Origin of the sequence: Mycobacterium persicum (assembly GCF_002086675.1) — a bacterium.
GTDB classification, from domain to species: Bacteria; Actinomycetota; Actinomycetes; order Mycobacteriales; family Mycobacteriaceae; genus Mycobacterium; species Mycobacterium persicum.
The window spans coordinates 23,152-41,815 of sequence record NZ_MVIF01000046.1; the positions used below are offsets into that span (position 1 = coordinate 23,152).

The 18,664-nt window shown below is 68.9% G+C and carries 8 protein-coding genes and 1 pseudogene; 8 read left to right on the forward strand and 1 reads right to left on the reverse strand.

What is annotated here, in order from left to right; all coding sequences use genetic code 11:
• The first annotated feature begins 17 nt into the window (after window positions 1-17).
• Genes BST40_RS15335 through BST40_RS15365 form a run of 7 tightly spaced genes read left to right on the forward strand, consistent with a single transcriptional unit; the run spans window position 18 to window position 14,519 of the window.
• The gene (locus BST40_RS15335) at window positions 18-1,076 is read left to right on the forward strand and encodes a phytanoyl-CoA dioxygenase family protein (protein WP_075547428.1); all 1,059 of its coding nucleotides are present in this window, start codon (window positions 18-20) and stop codon (window positions 1,074-1,076) included.
• Window positions 1,069-2,352: a hypothetical protein gene (locus BST40_RS15340; protein ID WP_131808301.1), complete on the forward strand. Its 1,284-nt coding sequence runs from the start codon at window positions 1,069-1,071 to the stop codon at window positions 2,350-2,352. Before BST40_RS15335 ends, BST40_RS15340 begins: the two co-directional genes overlap by 8 nt.
• The gene (locus BST40_RS15345) at window positions 2,349-6,182 is read left to right on the forward strand and encodes an SDR family NAD(P)-dependent oxidoreductase (protein WP_083154635.1); all 3,834 of its coding nucleotides are present in this window, start codon (window positions 2,349-2,351) and stop codon (window positions 6,180-6,182) included. The genes BST40_RS15340 and BST40_RS15345 overlap by 4 nt, the downstream gene beginning before the upstream one ends.
• Window positions 6,182-10,564, forward strand: coding sequence for a type I polyketide synthase (locus BST40_RS15350; RefSeq protein ID WP_083154637.1), 4,383 nt, complete (start codon window positions 6,182-6,184; stop codon window positions 10,562-10,564). Before BST40_RS15345 ends, BST40_RS15350 begins: the two co-directional genes overlap by 1 nt.
• A 20-nt stretch (window positions 10,565-10,584) precedes the next feature.
• Complete coding sequence (locus BST40_RS15355; protein ID WP_082275437.1) at window positions 10,585-11,517, forward strand: chlorinating enzyme; 933 nt, start codon at window positions 10,585-10,587, stop codon at window positions 11,515-11,517.
• Window positions 11,518-11,520: 3 nt separating this feature from the next.
• Window positions 11,521-13,305: an alpha/beta fold hydrolase gene (locus BST40_RS15360; RefSeq protein ID WP_083154638.1), complete on the forward strand. Its 1,785-nt coding sequence runs from the start codon at window positions 11,521-11,523 to the stop codon at window positions 13,303-13,305.
• Window positions 13,302-14,519 (forward strand): condensation domain-containing protein, encoded by a 1,218-nt coding sequence (locus BST40_RS15365; RefSeq protein WP_142276737.1) that lies wholly within the window; start codon window positions 13,302-13,304, stop codon window positions 14,517-14,519. Before BST40_RS15360 ends, BST40_RS15365 begins: the two co-directional genes overlap by 4 nt.
• 10 nt (window positions 14,520-14,529) lie before the next feature.
• On the opposite strand, the gene BST40_RS15370 is transcribed toward BST40_RS15365, so the two are convergent.
• Window positions 14,530-15,894, reverse strand: coding sequence for an MFS transporter (locus BST40_RS15370; RefSeq protein ID WP_082275435.1), 1,365 nt, complete (start codon window positions 15,892-15,894; stop codon window positions 14,530-14,532).
• Window positions 15,895-16,154: 260 nt separating this feature from the next.
• Between BST40_RS15370 and BST40_RS15375 the strand changes: the two are divergent.
• A pseudogene (locus BST40_RS15375) lies at window positions 16,155-18,664 on the forward strand (non-ribosomal peptide synthetase); the annotation flags it as partial.

Genomic DNA, 18,664 nt, shown 5'->3' on the forward strand with positions numbered 1-18,664 from the left:
CCTAAGGAGAGACGGTTATGAGCACCTCAGCAACCGCAGTCCCGGCCACAGTGCTGCGCGCGTTTCCCGCGCTGGCCCGCCAACTCGACGCCAGCCCGGCGCCGGCGAAGGTGTTGTTCGTCCACGACGACTTTGTTGTGCGAGCCGGACCCACCCGGTACAGCCCAGAGATCTTCAGCGACCCCACCGCGGCTTGGCGCACGTTCTGCGCCAACAATTTCCGCGCCGACGACACGTCGCCACCGGAAGCGACCAGCCTGCCGTTGCACGAATGGAACACCGACTTCGCGTGGCGACCGATCGAAGGACCTTCACGGCTGCTCGATGACGCCCAGCGCCGGCAATACAACGACGACGGTTACTGCGTGCTGCCCGACGTGGTGCCGCCGGACGTCGTTGAGACGCTGATCGCCGAGGTGGACCGGTTGGAACGCATCGGCGAGCAACGGTTGCGGGGAATGCAGGAGGGGCGAGCCTTCATCGCACGCGCCGACGAGATCACCTTTACCACCCACATCGTTCGCAATTCACCGTTCACGCGACGCTTCTATACCTCAAAACTGTTCTGCGACATGGTCTTCGATATCATCGGGCCCGACGTGCGGTTGTATTGGGACCAGGCGGTGTACAAGAAGCCGTTCTCGCCCCAACCGTTCCCCTGGCATCAGGACAACGGGTACACCTTCGTCGAGCCGCAGCAGTACCTGACGTGCTGGGTGGCACTCAGCGACAGCGACGAGTCCAATGGTGGCCTGCAGATGGTGCCCGGCGTGCACACCCTCGGCACCATCGCCCACCGGCGTACGCCGCTCGGATATGTCTGTTATGACCGGACACCGGCCACCGCACAGTCATTGACGACGAAAGCCGGAACGATCGTGTGCATGAGCGGCACCACGCCGCATCAGACCGGACCCAACTCCACCGGGGATATCCGCCGCGCGCTGGTGGCGCAGTTCGTTCCCGAAGGTGCCGTCGCGATCACCAGGGAAGCCGACGGCAACATCGTGCGACTGCCGACCAACGACCCGATCCGCCAGTTCCCGATCATCGCCGCAGGTGCCAGTGTTGGCTGACGGGGACACCGCGACGGTGTTGTCCCCGTATCGATTCGGAGAATCGGCAGCCGGCATCGAGGCGGCAACACTGGTCGAACTGGCCGACACCGCGCGACGGGTCATCGCGCTGTCGTTGGCTTTGCCGTCGCGGCTCGCCGACGCGGGAACGCTGGCCGAGGTCCTGCCCGACGTCGACGAAGACTGGCTGAGCTTCGTGCTCGAGCCGCCCGACGGGCTGGACGGATGCCTGTCCAGACCCGATCTCGTCTACTCCGACGGCCGGTTTCGCTGCATCGACGTCAATGCGGCCCACGCGGGCGGCTGGCTGGTCCATGGGTGCTGGACCCAGCAGCGCGGCTGGTCACCGGCGGTTGCCGACCCGCTTGTCGCCGTGTGCGATATGGCGCACGCGTGCGCCCGGGAATCGGGTGTGGCGACAGCGGGGGAATCCGTTGGCCTGGTGGTGATCCGGGCGCCGGGCTCGGCGGAGTTCACCGAATCCGTGCGCCACGCCTGTCTTCCGGCGTGGCGCGCGGCGGCGGCCCGGGCAGGCGTCACACCCGGCGGGTTCCATTTCGCCGACTACGCAGACCTCGAGGTTGGCCCGGATGGCATTTACTGTGCGGGGGAGCGGGTGCATGCCCTGCTGGAGGGTGACGTGCTCGACGGAGCCCCCCGGATGCGATGTGTCGCCGCTGCCAAGCGGGGGCTCGTCTCGTTGCATAGCGGCCCGATCGCCGCGGTGGTCAACGACCGCAGGGTGCTCGCCGAACTGAGTCGGCAAGCCGACGAGGAGCGACCGCTGTTGACGCCCGCGGAGCGCCGGCTGGTCTGCGGCACCGTCGCATGGACCCGAAGCATCCGGCCGGGCACTACCCGCTGGCATGGGCAGTGGGTGGATCTTCCCGGCCTGGCCGTCTCGCGGCAGCCCGAGATGGTGCTCAAGCACGCCACGTCCGACGGCGGCACGCAGGTGTATCTGGGTCACCACACGTCACCCGCGGCCTGGCGCGGCCTCGTCGAAAATGCCTGCGACACCGGGGATTGGGTGGTTCAGGAGTATCTGGCGCCACAGTGGCCGCCGGGTGCGTCCCAGACCGGTCCCGCTCTCGACCCGATCTGGAGCGCCTTTGTTCTGCGCGGACGTTATGCCGGCGGGTTGGTCCGGCTGCTGGGCGTCGACGACTATCCAGACATCAGCACCGCCACCAGCATGGCCGAAAGCCGCAACAGCGACAACAACGTTCGGCTGGCGCCCATCGCCACGAATTTCGAGTTGAAGGAGGCTAAGTGAGCATCGGCAGCGTGGGATCGGACCTGCGGGCCGATATCGCCCGCTTACTCGCTGACTCGCCAGATGCGTTGGACTGCACTGTTATCGAGCGCGGCACCGCGGCGGGTGAACGACGCCTGGTCGCCTACGTGGTGCCGGCCCGACCGGTGACCAGCCGCCGGATTCGGGACACGATCACCGCCGCCGCGGCGCCGATGCCGGTCGACGTGGTGCTGGTTTCGAGCCTGCCCCGCACCGCCGACGGTGAGGCAGACATCGCGAGCCTGGCGATGCTACCGGTGCTGGACGAAACGACGCTCGCCCGAACCGAAGCCGCGATGACCGCCCGCGGCGCAGCTCCCGCGGCCAGCGTGGCGTTCGCGCCCGCGGCCGCGGATGGGTATGCCGGCACAATCGGCACGGCACGGCAGCCGGTGCGACAACCGATCGGCGACCAACGAGCGCCGGCTTCCATCCTGAGTGGTGGGGACGCCCGCCCCGGCGGCCCGGCGACGCTGGGCGAACTGCTCGTTTCGGCGGCCGCCGAGTGCCCGTATCGCGACGCGCTGCGCCTGCACCGCCGTGACGGGCGAGTCACCATGGCCGGTTATGACGAGCTTCTCGGCGATGCCCAACGGGTGTGCGGCGGCCTGCGACAACGCGGGCTGCGCCCCGGCGACCGGGTCGTGCTGGCATGCGGCGAACCCGCCGGCTTCGTGCCCGGATTCTGGGGTGCGGTGCTGGCCGGGCTGATCGTTGTCCCGTCGCCGCTGCCGGACACCGTTGAGCCGCACGCCGCACTGGGTGCGTTGCAGGCCACCATGTCGTCGGCCGCGGCGGCGGTGGTGGTGACCGATCTGACGGCGGCGCAAAACACGCCGGGCTTTGCCGACATCGGTGAGTTGCGCGCGGCCCCGCCCGGCTCGGTGGTCAGCCGATCGCCCGACGACCTGGTGCTCGGATTGCCCACCAGCGGCAGTACCGGTACGCCCAAGATCGTCGGTCAGACGCACCGCGCGGTCCTTTCCAATGCCGCATCGGCCAGCGCCCACAACGGATTTAGCGCCGAGGAAATCTCACTGAACTGGTTCCCGCTCGACCATGTCGGTGGGCTGGTCATGTTCCACATCCGCGACGTCTGGTTGCGTTGCCGGCAAGTGCAGGTGCCCACCGAGCTGGTCCTGCGTGAGCCGCTGACCTGGCTGGAACTGGTTGACCGGTATCGGGTCACGGTCACCTGGGCACCCAACTTCGCCTGCCAGCTGGTGACGGCGAGGCTACGGGAGTTGCCGCCCGACGAGCGGCCCCCATGGGATTTGTCGTGTCTGACCTTCATTCTCAACGGCGGCGAGCCCGTCGTCGCCGATCAATGCCTGGACTTCCTGACCGCCCTTGCCCCCTACGGCCTGCCGCCGGAGGCCATGCACCCGGCCTGGGGGATGTCTGAAACGTGTTCGGGGGTGGTGTATTCGGCTGGCTTCGCCCCCGGGCTGGTCGAGCGGTCGAGCCCGCACGTGCCGGTGGGGCAACCGATTCCGGGCTGCACGGTACGAGTGGTTGACGACAGCGGTGCGGTGCAGCCGCACGGCGAACCAGGGCAACTGCAGGTGCGGGGGCCGATGATCACCGCCGGCTACCTCGACGACGACGCGGCCACCGCGTCGGCGGTGGACCCCGACGGGTGGTTGCACACCGGAGATCGCGCCGTGATCGGACCCGCGGGCCTGACCATCATCGGCAGGGACAAAGACGTCATCATCGTCGGCGGCCGCAACATCACCGCGAGCGAGGTCGAGGCCGTCGTCGACAAGGTTTCCGGGGTCGACCCGACATGGAGCGTCGCCTTCGGCGTCCGTGCCACCGATGCCGCCACCGAACAGATCGCTGTCGTTTTCGTGCCGCTGCCCGGACACCCCGCCGCCGAGGTGGCCGAACGGGTACGCCGCGCGATGCTGCGGGAATTCCACGTCTGCCCCGCCCCCATCCGCGCCGTCACCCGAAACGACGTGGCCAAGACGTCGATCGGCAAACCGAAACGGGCACTGATCCGCGAGCGGCTGTTCGGTTGTGCGCCGGACCCGCGCGATCGCCCTCCCGTGGTGGAGGTGCTGTGCACACCCACCCTCGAATCGGCACCCCGCGGCGCGGACTTGTCGGTGTTGTTGCTGGGCGACCGCGGGCAGTTCGCCGACGCGCTGGCCCGGGCGTTGCGGAATCGGGGAGATGCATTGAGCGCCGGCATGTTTGGGCCCGCGGATACGCTCGGCGGCGCGCAGCATGTGGTCTATGTGCTGCCGGCGGGGCCACCGACACCCGACGACGTTGTCGCTCGATGCGCCGACCTGGCAACCCTGCTGCGCGTCATCGAGCCGGCCGGCGGGTCGCGGCCGTCGCGGCTGACGGTGGTAGCCCCGGCGGGCTGTGACTATGGCCAGGCGCTGGCGGCATTTGCGCACAGCGCGGGTCGGGACCTGCCCTGGCTGTCGGTCCGGGTCATCGGCTCCGCGGCCTCACCCGAAGCGGTCGCCGAGGAGTTGTCCCGATCGGAACCGGCCGAGGTGGACCTTGGCCTGCCGGTCCGGCGGATCTTCACCACCGCGCCGGCGCCGATCCGGGCAACCGGGCAATCCGCACTCCAGGCCGCAGGGCGCTACCTGGTCACCGGCGGACTGGGCGGTGTCGGCCGGCACGTCTGCGAGTACCTGCTCCGGAAATTCGGCGCACGCCTGCTCATCGTGGGGACATCGGAGCTGGACTCCGCCGCGCCCGCGGGGCCGCGCGGGGAGAACCTGCGCGCGCTGCGCGAGATGGGTCGCCAGAGGGGAGAGGTGACCTATCTCGCGGTGGATGCCGTCGACGAGGTGGCCCTGTGCGGTGCGGTCCAGGCGTTCGAGCAGCGCTGCGGCGGGCCCATCGACGGAGTGTTCGCGCTGGCCGGTGAGCTGGTGCGACGGTCCGCGGTGCACCTGTCGGCGGCCGACATCGACGATGCGCTCTACGCCAAGGGTCGGGGCGCGATCGCTATCGAGCGGCTCCTGGCCGCACGCCACCACGCGATCGAGGTGTATTTCAGCTCGGTGCACACCCTGGTCGGCGCGCCGGAACTGGCCGCATATGCGGCCGCCAACCGGTTCCAGGATGCGCTGGCGGCCCGTCACCGGGATCGGGGCAGACGTGCCTGGTCGATCTCATGGAGCCGGTGGGCGGGTCCGGGTATGAGCCAGGACGTCGCCGGCGGTGACCTGGCGGCCGAGATGGGGCTGGCCACCGCCGACCCCGCGGCGGCCATCGATGCGCTGGACGCCGTCCTGCGTTGCCGGCCGGGGTGGTATGCGGTGGGGCTGGATACCAGCAATCGGCGCCTGGCACACCTCGGCGGAGGCTTGCGGCCACTGGAACGGATCGTGGTCCGGATGGCCGGGCCCGCAACGGATCTCACGCCGGCGATCACCGATGCGTTCGGGGTCCCGGTCGCGGTGCACGTGCTGGGGCAGCACCCGCAGGCACCGGCCGCGGCGGCCGATCGGGGCTCGACCATGGCGGTGCTCGCCGGTATCTGGGCCGAGATGCTCAAGCTGACCGACGTCTCGGCGGAGGATGACTTTTTCGAGTTGGGCGGGCATTCGTTACTGGTGCCGCGGTTGCAGGAGCGGGTGCAGCAGTTGTTGGGTGTGCCATTGCCCGCGGTCGCGGTGTTCGAGTACCCGACATTGCGGGAGCTGGCCGAGGTGATCGAGGACCGCGGCGCCTCCGGGGCCGGTCGCGCGGACAAGGGCCAGCCGCCAGTCGAGGATCCGCGGGCAAACCTGCTCCGGCGCGCGTCATTACGTGAGGCGTCCGGGACCAGCTGATGAGCGAGTTCGACGTCGCCGTGATCGGGCTGAGCTGCCGGTTCCCCGGGGCAGCCGACCCGGACTCGTTCTGGCGCAACATGGTTGCCGGCGTCTGCTCGATTCGCCGGCACTCGCGCGCCGAGCTGCTACGGCACGGTGTTTCGCCGAAATTGGTCGACGCACCGGAATACGTGCCCGTCGACGGGTTCCTCGAGGACGCCGACGCCTTCGACGCGACGTTTTTCGGTATCAGCGAGCGGGAGGCGACGCTGACCGATCCGCAACACCGGTTGTTTCTCGAATGCGCTTGGGCGGCACTGGAAGACGCCGGGCATTCACCGCAATCACCGGCGGCCGTTGTCGGCTGCTTCGCCGCCGCCGGGATGAGTCTTTATGCGGGCGCCAGGATGTCGTCCTACCTCACCGAGGCGGTGCTCGCCGACACCGACCTCGTGGAAGGCAGCGCCGTGCCGTTGATTTCGGTGGCGAACCGGGGCGACTACCTGGCCACCCGGGTCGCTTTTCAGCTGGGCCTGCGGGGGCCGGCAATCAACGTGCAGACCGCGTGTTCGAGCGCGCTTGTCGCGACCCACCTGGCGATCCAGAGTTTGTTGTCGGGCGAATGCGATATGGCGCTCGCCGGCGCCGCCGCGGTGCATGTCCCGGTTGCCTGCGGCTACCTGCATCAGAACGGCGGGATTCTTTCGCCGAGCGGCCGCTGCCTGCCCTTTGACGCTGACGCCGACGGCACCGTCGGTGGCAATGGTGTCGGGGTGGTGGTGCTCAAGCGATACGCCGATGCCGTCGCCGCGGGCGACCCCATCCGGGCGGTCATCACCGGATCCGCCATCAACAACGACGGCCGGGACAAGTCGAGCTTTGCCGCGCCCGGCATGCGGGGCCAACGCGAGGTGATCGCCGCGGCGCACACGCTGTCTGGGCGCAGTCCGCAGACCATCGGCCTGGCAGAGACCCACGGAACGGGTACCCGGCTCGGCGATCCCATTGAAATCCGTTCCCTGCGTGCGGTATTGGACGGTGACGATCGCAACCGTTGTGCCATCGGGGCGGTCAAGGCCAACATCGGGCACCTGGATACCGCGGCCGGCGTGGCCGGTCTGATCAAGGTGGTGCTGGCCGTGCAGCGCGGCGTCATCCCTCCGGTTGCGGGCTTTCGCAGGCTCAACCCGGAGATCGATCTCGCCGACAGCCGGCTCTATGTGCCGACCGTGGCCACACCGTGGCCCGGACCCGACGGCAGCCATCGACGGGCGGCCGTCAGCTCATTCGGCGCCGGCGGAACCAATGCGCACCTCGTGGTCGAACAGGCACCCTCGCGTCAGCCACGCCAATCCCGCGGGGGCGGGCGGTACCTGATCGCCGTCTCGGCCCGCGACGGCGAGGCCCTGCGTGACTCCGCCCTGAGGTTGGCCGACCGGCTGCGCGGCACCGAACCGGTCGAGCTCGCCGACGTCTCGTTGACCAGCCTGGCCGGTCGTGCGCCGCTGCGCGCGAACCTGTCGGTGGTAGCGGCCACCACCGCGGAGGCCGCCGACCGCCTGGCCACCGCAGCCGAATCGGTCGACACCACAACACAGTTGACGCCGGCGGCAGCGGGCCCGGTGACATTGCTGTTCCCGGGACAGGGGGGCGAGGGCTGGTCTGTACTACATCGATGGCTAGCCGTCGACGAGGACTTCCAGGGCGCGTTCGGAGCGCTCCATCAGCAGGCGCGGCCGCGCCTTGACGCCGACCTCACCGAGCTCATCGGCTGCGCCGACGACCCTCGCAGAGGACAGGCAGCCAACCTACAGCCGGCGTTGGTGGCCGCCGCGATCGCGCTGGCCCAAACGCTGACCGCGGCCGGCGTGCGTCCGGCCCTGGTGATCGGGCACAGCCTCGGTGAGCTGGCTGCCGCCGCGATCGCCGGGGTGTTCAGTCCGGTCGAGGCGGTGGTGTTGGCCGGTACGCGGGGCCGATTGATGGACCAGCGGTGCGCGGGCGGCGCGATGGCGGTCGCCGTCATCGACGCCGGGGGCGCCGCAGCCGCCATCGACGCGGCCGGCGCCACCGATGTTGCGGTGGCGGTGATCAATTCGGAGCACAGCGTGGTCTTGTCCGGGCCGCACGCGCAGCTGACCGCGGTCTGCGCGGCACTGCGCGCACGCGACGTCAGGACCACACCGTTGGGCACGACGCACGCTTTCCATAGCCCGATGATGGAGGCGATCGTCGACGATGTCGCCGCCGCGGCCGCGGCGGCCAAACCGGGTGCGCCCGCCATCCCGATGCTGTCGACCGTGACCGGGCGCATCGGTAGCGAGGTCGCCGACCCGGTGTACTGGGGCCGCCAAGTGCGCGACCCAGTTTTCTTCGGCGACGCCGTGGGCGCCTCGATCATCCCCACCGGCACCGTGTTCGTGGACCTTTCGCCCTCGGGAGTTCTTGCCGAGATCGTCGCGGTCAACCGCCCGGCACTGGCAGATCGTCTGGTCCGGTTGGACCGTCACGACCAGGCTCCACCCAGCGCGCGCCTACTGCTCGGGCTCCGTGACCGAGGCGTCCCCGTGGACTGGTCGGGCACCGCACTGCATCGGCGCGCGCACCGAATCGCCTTGCCCGCCTACCCCTTCCGGCGAACCACCTACTGGCCGCGCCGCGACGCGGCCGGCTCCGCCGCGGCGCTCCGCCCGGTCCGGCTTGCCAGCGTGGTATGGACGCCACTGGACGCCGACACGTCAGCCGTCGACGGTAGACGTCCGGTGGTGCTGGCACCCCGTGCTGGCGCCGCGGCGGTCGACGCGGTACGGAACCAGGTGCCCGGCTGCCGCACAGTGCCGGACTGGGATGAGCTGCTGCGGACAGACTTGGCGCGGGCAACCCGGGTGCTGGAGAAGGCGCTGCAGTCGGCCGACGGGATCGTCGACCTCACCGCGCTCGGCGGCGCCGACACGGCGGACGCGACAGACCCGGCCCGGGACTGGATCTCGCTGCGCTCTACGATGGCCGTGGCCGCAGCCAGCCCTCAGGTGCCGGTCGTGACCCTCACCGTCGGGGGTGCCGACGTACCGGGATCGACCTCGGGCCGCCCCGATCAAGCTGCGGTCTGGGGTTTCGTCCGGTCTGCGCGTGCCGAATCACCCGGCCCCGGCTGGCGATTGGTGGACTGCGACAGCACCGTCGACGCGGCGACGCTGAGCGCGGAGATCGTCCGCACCGATCATTCGGAGATCGCGCTGCGCAACACGCTGCGACTCGCCCCGCTCCTGATCGATGCGCCGGACACCTCCGGCGAGGCGTCGCCGACGGGACTGACCGGCCCGCTGGATACCGTCGTGATCGGGGGCGGCACCGGCGGCATCGCAGCCCGGATGATCCAGCGGTGCGCCCGCAACGGCGCGCGACGGGTGGTGCTCGTCGCGCGCAACCCGCCCGGGCAACCCCCGGCCGGCCCGCCCGGCTGCGTCGTCGAATTCGCCCGGGCGGATTTGGCGGTCCCTGCAGACGTGGAACGCCTGGCCCGGTCGCTACCCCGGGGATCGGTATCGCTGGTGATCGCGGCCGCCGGGGTGCTGCGCGACGCGATCGCCTCGCGCGTAACCGAATCCGACCTGCGCGCGGTGCTGGCACCCAAGGTGCTCGGCACCGCAGCGCTGGCGCGGCTGGCCGCTGAGCATGGGTGCCCGATGTTGGTGATGTCGTCGCTGGCGTCGCTGTTGGGTTCGCCGGGACAGGCCGCGTACGCCGCCGCGAACGCGGCGCTCGAGTCGCTGAGCCGGGCGGCCGGACCGGCGGTAACCACCGTGGCCTGGGGGCCGTGGCAGCAGGTGGGGATGAGCCGTGAGCTCGATCCCCGCTCCGGGCCGCGGGCCCTGCCGGCAGACCAGTGGCTCGACGCGCTGGATCGGGTGCCTATGGGCGGGGCCACTTATTACGCCTTGCCCGATCCCGTTGTGGCAGAAGGTGATTCTGGGTTGATGCCGAGGCCGGAAGCGTTAGCCGCGCAGGTCTGGGCCGAGCCAGGGGTTCATGACGCGGCTGCTCGCACCGACCAGTGGCGGGAGGCCGTAGCGGGCGGAGAAATCACCGGGTTCGTCTGCCGCGCGGTCGCGGCACTGCTGCGCCGCGACTCGGTGGCCGTTGACGCTCCTTTGGTAGATCTCGGCTTGGACTCGCTGGCCGGCCTTCGGCTGCGGCGAGACCTGATGGCCGCGACGGGAATCGACCTGCCGCCGACGCTGATCTACGACTATCCCCATTGCGCTGCCCTGGCCGCTCATCTGGCCGCCGTGACGGCGCCCGGCGACGGCCAGGCGCCGCATAACGACTCCAACGGCTCGATCGCCGAGCTGGGCGCCGAATTGAAGCGGGAGCTCGCACGATCGCTGGAAGCTCTTTAGTGAATCGGAAAGGATTCTCAATGAGTGGTGTAGCCAACCTGATCGAGGACCCGGACCTGCGCGGGTTCGAGGAGAACGGCGTCATCGGGCCGTTCACGCTCTACTCGCCCGACGAGGCGAAAGCGATGTTGCGGCGCATCCGTATCGGCAACCAGGACCGCAGCCACATCCTGTTCGACAACGAGGTCAACTACGACCGTCATTTCGACATCCCCGAGCTGGCACAACATATCGGGCATCCGACGATCATCGAGAAGGTCGGCAAGATTCTCGGGCCGGATCTGCTCGCCTGGCGCACCGAGTTCTTTCCGAAGTTCCCCGGCACCCCGGGCACCGAGTGGCATCAGGTCCGCAACTATCAATACGCCACCGGAACCGCGATGCTGCAGCACAGCACCCAATCCGACGACCTGCCGCTCGATATCACCGTGTGGACCACCTTCACCGAAGCCACCAAGGAAAACGGCTGCATGAAATTTTTGCCCGGGTCACACCGCACCCTCTACTACGACGAAAGCAAGTCGGTCACTATTGGCCGCGACGGCGAGTACAGCTCCGTCACTGCCATGGAGGACAGCGGATCGTTCTTCGGCTACGACTTCAAAGAATTTCGCATCGACCCGCAGTGGGTACCACCCGAGGATGAAGCGCTGGCCGTGGAAATGGAAGCCGGGCAGTGCGTGATCTTCACGGCCAGGTGTGTGCACGCCTCCTATCCGAACACCACCCAAAGGTCTACCCGGTTTGCGATCGCATCGCGATACGTGCCGACGGAAGTCAAGGTCTATCCCGGGTGGCCCTCGTTCGAAGCCCACGGCGGGCACTTCGATCTCACGCACTACGGTGCCGTCCTGGTAGCCGGCCAGGACACCTACGGCCACAACAAGATTCGTAGCACCGACAACAGAGGCCGGCCGTTTCCGCACCACGCCGTGGCCGTGGCGGCGAGGTGACCGGTGGCCGGCTACCAGCGACAGGCCGCCGGCTTCGGCCTGCTCTGCTATGGACCTGCGGACACCGCGGATCCGCACCGCTCAGTGCTGGCCTTCCCGCACGGCGGAGGAAGCCCGCACTCGTTTGCCAGGCTCAGTGCGGAGCTCGGTCAACACGGCTACTGCGTCACCGCGGTTGATCCGCCCGGACGACCACGCTCGGGTGGCCCCGTCCTGCACGAGCTTGGCGAGCTGGTCCAGTTCTACCTCGATCAGCTGCCGGAGCAGCTGCTGGGCGGGGTGCTGATCGGCCACAGCGTCGGCGCTTACGTGGCGTCGGCGCTGGCTGCTCGCCTGGAGCGCGAAGGCCGGCCCGCACGGGCCGTGGTCATGTCGGCCGTGGTGCCGCCGGCCTACCTCGACCCATCCCGGCCGCTATCGAAAATGACTGACGCGCAACGACTTGACTGGTGCCGTCACCTGGGCACCTTCCCGGCGGCCGATAAGTACAGCGGTGCCTTGTTCACCCTGTTCGCCGGCGCCATCCGGGCCGATTGCGAGGTGTTCGAGTCGGCGATGGGCGTGTCGCTGGACCATACGACGCCGTTGCTGGTGCTCGCCGGCGATGCGGACCCGGCGTGTCCGGTCCAGCAGGTGGCCCACTGGCCCGACACCCACCCGCAGGCGGTGATCCGGACGCTGCCCGGCGGCGGACACATGCTCCCGCAGGATGCCGCGCCCAGGTACGCGGCGGAAGTGGCCGACTTCCTGCGCCCCGGCCGCAACGGCTCCATCCCGACACCGCGAATTACCGGGCACCGGCGGTCCTGGCGCCGGGAGGATATGTGGTTGCGCGGCCGAGAAGGCCGCCGATGCCTACCGGTCGTGCTTCCCCGAGGTCGTGACACGCCGTCGGCGCTGGCCGAGGTTATCTCCGAAAACGATTGCGTGGCAACATTATTGGCCGAACATGGGGCGCTACTGGCCCGCGGGTGGAACGTGGGCGACGCGGGCGGGCTGCAGGCGATCACGGGGCGGGCCGGCATCGAGCCGACGCGCTATGTCGGCGGGAACTCGCCCCGGACCGCGTTGGGCAACGGGATCTATACGTCCACCGAGTATCCGCCCGAGGCGCCGATCAGCCCGCACAACGAAATGTCGTACTCGGACCGCTGGCCCAAGCGGCTGTACTTCTGCTGTGCACGGCCCGCGGCCCAGGGCGGTGAAACGCTGCTCGCCGACGGCCGCGCCCTGGTTGCGCACCCCCGGCTGCAGGAAGTTGTCGATTGCATGCGGCGCAAGGGGATTCGATACCTGCGCACCATGCGCAGCGGGTCCGGGCCGGGCAAATCATGGCAGCAGACCTTCGAGACCGCCGACCGGGACAAGGTGGCCGGTCTGTTGCGAGATTCGGGCGCGACCGCGACGTGGCTGCCCGGCGGGGCGCTGCGTATCGTCGAATGCCGGCCGGCCTTCATCCATGATTCGGACTCGGGCCGGCAGGTGTGGTTCAACCAGGCCGAACAGTGGCATTCTTCGGCCCTTCCGGTCGAGATCCGCGACGTGTTGCTCGATGAGTTCGGCGAAGAGGGGCTGCCCCACCATGCGTCCTACGGCGACGGCGAGCCCATACCGGAACGCGATCTCGACGCCATTCGCCATGTCCTGGAAGCTGTTTCAGTGGCCCACTCGTGGCGCCGCGGTGATGTTCTGGTGGTGGACAACGTGACGACGCTGCACGGCCGGGCCGCCTACCGTGGCGAGCGGCGCGTTCTGGTCGCGATGACTGACCCGGTGGCGCGCGAGTGAGCGTGCCGGGTTGGCTCATCGGGCTACGTGACGCCAGCAGTCCGCTGGGAGCCGATTTTGCTCCGCTGGTTTTCCAGGCTGTCGATATTGATCCGGACATGCTGGTTGCCCGGCTGCCCGTGCTGGTGTCGCGGCACGAAGCGTTGCGACTGGTGTGGCCGGACCTGTCGGTGGGTTCGCCCGAAGCGGTTCTCGACGCCGTTCTCGGGGTCGATACCCATGGCGGGGACATCGGCAGCTTCGCCGCGGCGCTGGCGCTGGCTGGGTACCGGTGCGCGGGAAAACCGTTGTGGCGGGTGCGATTGGTCGCAACGGTCCAGCCGCCCCAGCAGTATGTGGTTGTGGGCCTGGACCGATTGATCACCGACCCGTGGTCGTTGCATGTGCTCGCCCAGGAGCTGTGTTTGTTGTGCCATGCCGGTCCGCCGCCGGACTTGGGCCCGCCACCGGCGCAATTCGGTGCGGTGCTGGCTGATCGGGCCGCCGGGTCGGACGATTCCGACGCGAGGGCCGAACGGCTGCACTGGCGGCGACAACTTGCGGATGCGAATTTTGGTGCCGATCCGCGGGTGCCGCGCTCCGCGGTGACGGCGGCGCGAATACGGCGGGTGCCGCTGACGGCCGACGACGAACAAGCCATGGTTGCGCTTGCTTCGGCGTGCCGGACCACGCTGCTGGCGCCGGTCGTTGCCGCGGTACACCTGGTCTGGCGGCGGCAGGTCGGCGCGGCCGAAACCGTGCTGTTGACCGAGGTCGGCCACCGCGACACCCAGGAGCTGGACGGTGCGGTGGCGCCCCTGATGGAGCCGCGTCCGATGCGAATTACGTCGGATGTACGTGCGGGGCCACTTATTTCGCAGGCCCGCGACGCACTTCTCGACGTCTTGGACAACAGCTGCGTGCCGCTGGCCACCGATCCCACGCCGATGCAGCCGTTTTTCGATCACCCCGACCGGATGACGGTGCTGGCCGAGTTTGATACCCCCAACCAGCCCACGGTGCCCGATTCCACGCTCAATCTGCTTGACCAGCCGAGCATCTGGGCGCTCGGCCCACCGCGCGCCGATGTGCACGTGATGGTCCGCGGCGAGCATCGGGCGCCGTCGGTATATCTGGCCGATAACCCGCTTGCGGTGACCGATCAAGTCGCCGAAGAGTTCGCCCACGGACTGGTTTCGGCGCTGCGCGCGATGACGTCCGACGTCGATGCCTGAGCTTTCGCCGCTATGCCGCGCACGCCGCGGGCAGCGAAACGCAGAACAGCCGATGTGCCCCCACGGCGCGACGGCGCGTCACTCCGGCACGCTCGGCCAGGCAGCGGCCGGCAGCACCTCGCGAGACCACAATGGCGGCGCCGAAGGCGCTCGCCAGCACCGGCCACCCGATCAGTCCCACCGGCATCAACACCGCCATCACGGCAGGGCCGATGACCTGTTGGCCGGTGTAGGCGAGGCTGAAGGCGCCGAGATAGCGGCTCAACTCTGTCTCGGGTGACAGCTCTGCGGACAGCTCGTAGGCGGCCACGTTGTGGAGGTTCTCGGCGACCGAGAGCAGCACGACGGCCGTCAGCACCGCCAAGACCGCAATGGTGGTGGTCGCCGCCTGGCCGAGGGCCAGGAAGCCGCAGCAGGCCATCAGCAGCAGACCCGCCAGTCCCAGTACCCGATTCGCGGCCGCAGCCCCGTCAGCGAACCGCGCGACGTAAACCTGAAGCACCGCCGTCAGCACGGTGTTGACCGCCATGAATACGGGCACCCATCCCGCGGGCACCGCGGTGTGCTTGATGACCCAAATCGGCAGCAGCACGATCAGCACGCTGTCGTGCAGCCACAACACGCCGTTGCCGATCGTGAATACCACGAACCACCGGTCGCGGAACGGGGACCGCTGGCCGGCCGCGGCTCCGGCCGCCGGACTGGGTGTCGGAGTCTCGGCCGCCACCACGGCTTGCGTCCGCGAAACCGTCGGCCACACCATGGCGGCCGCCACCAGGAAAGAGATCCCGTTGGCAACAAAGAGCGCGGTGAACACCGACGTCGCGGCGGCGGCGAACGCCCCCGCGGCGAGCAGGAAGCCCGCGGTCAGGCCCAGGTTCCGCACGCCGCGGATTGAGGCCATCGTCCGAGTGCAGTCCTGGTTGCCGATCACCGCCCGGACGACCGACTGCTGCAGCGGTGTGCTCGCGCGGTCTGCGGCGGTGAGGACCACCGTGAGAACCAGAAAGCCCTTGAAGTCGGAAACGCCTGCAAAGCAGCAGTAGCCGAGACCACGCAGCACCAGCAGTCCGATGTAGAGCCTTCCGGGCCCCAGTCGGTCCGCCAGCCGGCCCAATGGCACCGGGACGAACAGAGCGAGGATTCCGGCCGCGGTGCTGGCAAAGGCGACTTGCGGCGCACCGATTTTGACGATCCCGACGAAGTACAGCGTGAAGGAGGCGAAAAACAGCCCGGTGCCCAGCGAATCGATACCCCCACTGATCGCCAGTGTGCGACCTGCCGGGCTGGCGGGCAGCAGCATCGCACCCAGCCGGCGAATTCCTCCCTGCGTCGCCGGGCGACTCGGGGATTGCCTGCGGTTGGTGCCAGCCATTGGTGTTGCTGCTCTCTTCCAAGGCCGCCATCGCGGCGCGAGTACCTCGACCAGCACAGCTTCGCCGCAGCCGCTACCTGAATCCTTGGCGAATTCTGGAAACGCGACAGGCGTTAGGACCGATGGTGCGGGCGACACACCGTCGGGCTCGGGTGTAGGTTGGATGTCTCGCAAAAGCCGAGTGCAGGGATATATCGCGATGCGTGTCCGCCGGTACGTCAGCGTGGAAATCGCTTGTGGCCCTGGATCGGTCAGGGGTGGTGGGCACCCTCGTCGACGCACCCTCGGTGCCGGGCCTGGTCATTCCCATGGGCTCGGCCGCTGACGGCGTCCAACCGTTGGTGGCCGCGGCGCCGCCGAAGCCGGTGCCGTTGTCCTACGGGCAACGTCGGTTGTGGTTCATTGATCAACTAGAAGGGCCGTCCCCCCTTTACAACATGGCGGTGGGGCTGCGGTTATCTGGACGGCTGGACACCGAGGCGCTGTGCACGGCGGTCACCGATGTGGCGAGCCGCCACCGCTCGTTGCGCACCGTCTTTCCGGTCACCGACGGTATCCCCGAGCAGCGCGTGGTCGATGCCACCGCCGCCGACACGGGCTGGCAGATCACCGACGCCGCCACGTGGTCGGCAGCCCGGCTGCAGCAGGCCATTGCCGCGCGGGTCGGCTACCGGTTCCATCTGGCCAACCAAATCCCGCTGCGGACAGAGCTTTTCAGCGTCGGCGCCGACGAACACGTGCTGGTCATCGTGATGCACCACATCGCCGCCGACCGGTGGTCACTCGGTCCGCTGCTGCGCGACCTGGCCACCGCCTACACCGCCCGCCGAGCAGGGGCGGCCCCCGGCTGGGAAGAGTTGGCACTGCACTACGCCGATTACAGCCGGTGGCAGCGTGCCCAGCTGGGTGACGCGGACGACCCCGCCAGCACCATCTCCGCCGGGCTGGTGTATTGGCAGCAAACCCTGGCCGGACTGCCGGAACGGCTGGAGCTGCCCACCGACCGCCCCTACCCGCAAGTGGCCGGGCACGCCGGCGCCAGCATCGCCGTCGACTGGCCGGTGGCATTGCACCGCAGGATTGCGTGGTTGGCCCGCGAGCATCGCGCCACGAGTTTCATGGTCATTGCGGCGGGCGCGGCTGCGTTGCTTGCCGGTCTGACCGGCAGCACCGATATCGCGGTGGGCATTCCCGTTGCCGGGCGCACCGACCCCGCGTTCGAGGAGATGGTCGGGCTGTTCGTCAATACGGTGGTGTTGCGAGTCAGCCTGGCCGGTGACCCTAACCTCACCGAGCTGATCACCCGGGTCCGGGAAGCCAGCCTGGACGCCTACGAGCACCAGGACGTGCCCTTTGAGGTGATCGTTGAACGGCTCAACCCCACCCGCAGCCTCACCCATCACCCGCTGATCCAAGTCATGTTGGCCTGGCAAAGCGCCGCCCCGGCCGACGAATTGATCCTGCCCGGACTGCGTGTCGGCTCCGTCCCCGCCGATACCCAAGCCGCCCACCTTGACCTGACCCTCACCTTCGGCGACCGCTTCGCACCCAGCGGGGCGCCCGCTGGCATCAACGGTGAAATCACTTACCGCACAGATGTATTCGATGCCTCCAGCATCGAGAGGCTTCGCGACCGCCTGCAACGGCTGCTGACCGCGATGACCGACGATCCGAGTGCGCCGCTGTCGTCGATCGATGCGCTCGACGCCGACGAACACGCCCATCTCGATGAAATCGGGAACCGCGCAGCCCTGGCCAAAACCACGGCGCCGGTGTCCATACCGGCGTTGTTCGACGCCCAGGTCGCTCGCACACCGCGGGCGGTGGCGCTGGTCGGTGTGGACCGAACGCTGACCTACGCCCAACTGGAGCGGGCCGCGAACCGGCTGGCCCACGCGTTGATCGATGCCGGGGTGGGCCCCGGCGCCGTGGTGGCGCTGCTGCTGGCGCGCTCCATCCCGGCCACCATCGCCATCCTCGCGGTGCTCAAGACCGGGGCGGCCTACCTACCCATCGATACCCAACACCCAAGCGCGCGCATCGCTTTCATGCTCAACGACGCGACCCCCAAGGCCGCGATTACCACCACCGACCTCGCCCCGTTACTCGTTGCCGCCGGAGTCGGCACCGATCTGGCAGTCATCGACGTCGACGATCCCCGAATCGATACTTATCCGGGCACCGCGCCACCGCCCCCCGACGCCGACCACATCGCCTACATCATGTACACCTCCGGTACCACCGGTACTCCCAAAGGTGTTGCGATCAGCCACCGCAACGTCACCCAACTCTTCGAGGTAGTGCCGCCATTCACCGCCACCGCCGGAAAGGCCGGCGCCCAATGCCATTCGTATTCGTTCGACTTCTCGGTATGGGAGATGTGGGGAGCACTCCTGCACGGCGGGCGGCTGGTGGTGGTGCCGGATGCGGTGGCGCGCTCGTCCCCGGATTTGCATGCGCTGCTGGTACGGGAACACGTCGACGTGCTGACGCAAACTCCCTCCGCTATCGCGATGTTGCCCCGGCGTGGGCTGGAGTCCGCGGCTGTGGTGCTGCTCGGCGAGGTGTGTCCTGTCGAATTGGTGGATCGGTGGGCGTCCGGGCCGATGATGATCAATACCTACGGCCCGACAGAGGCGACGGTCTGGGTGTCGACGAGCGCGCCACTGGTTGCCGATGCGGCGCCGCCGCCGATCGGCTCGCCGGTGCCGGGTGCGGCGTTGTTCGTGTTGGACGCCTGGCTGCGCCCGGTGCCCGTGGGGGTGGTGGG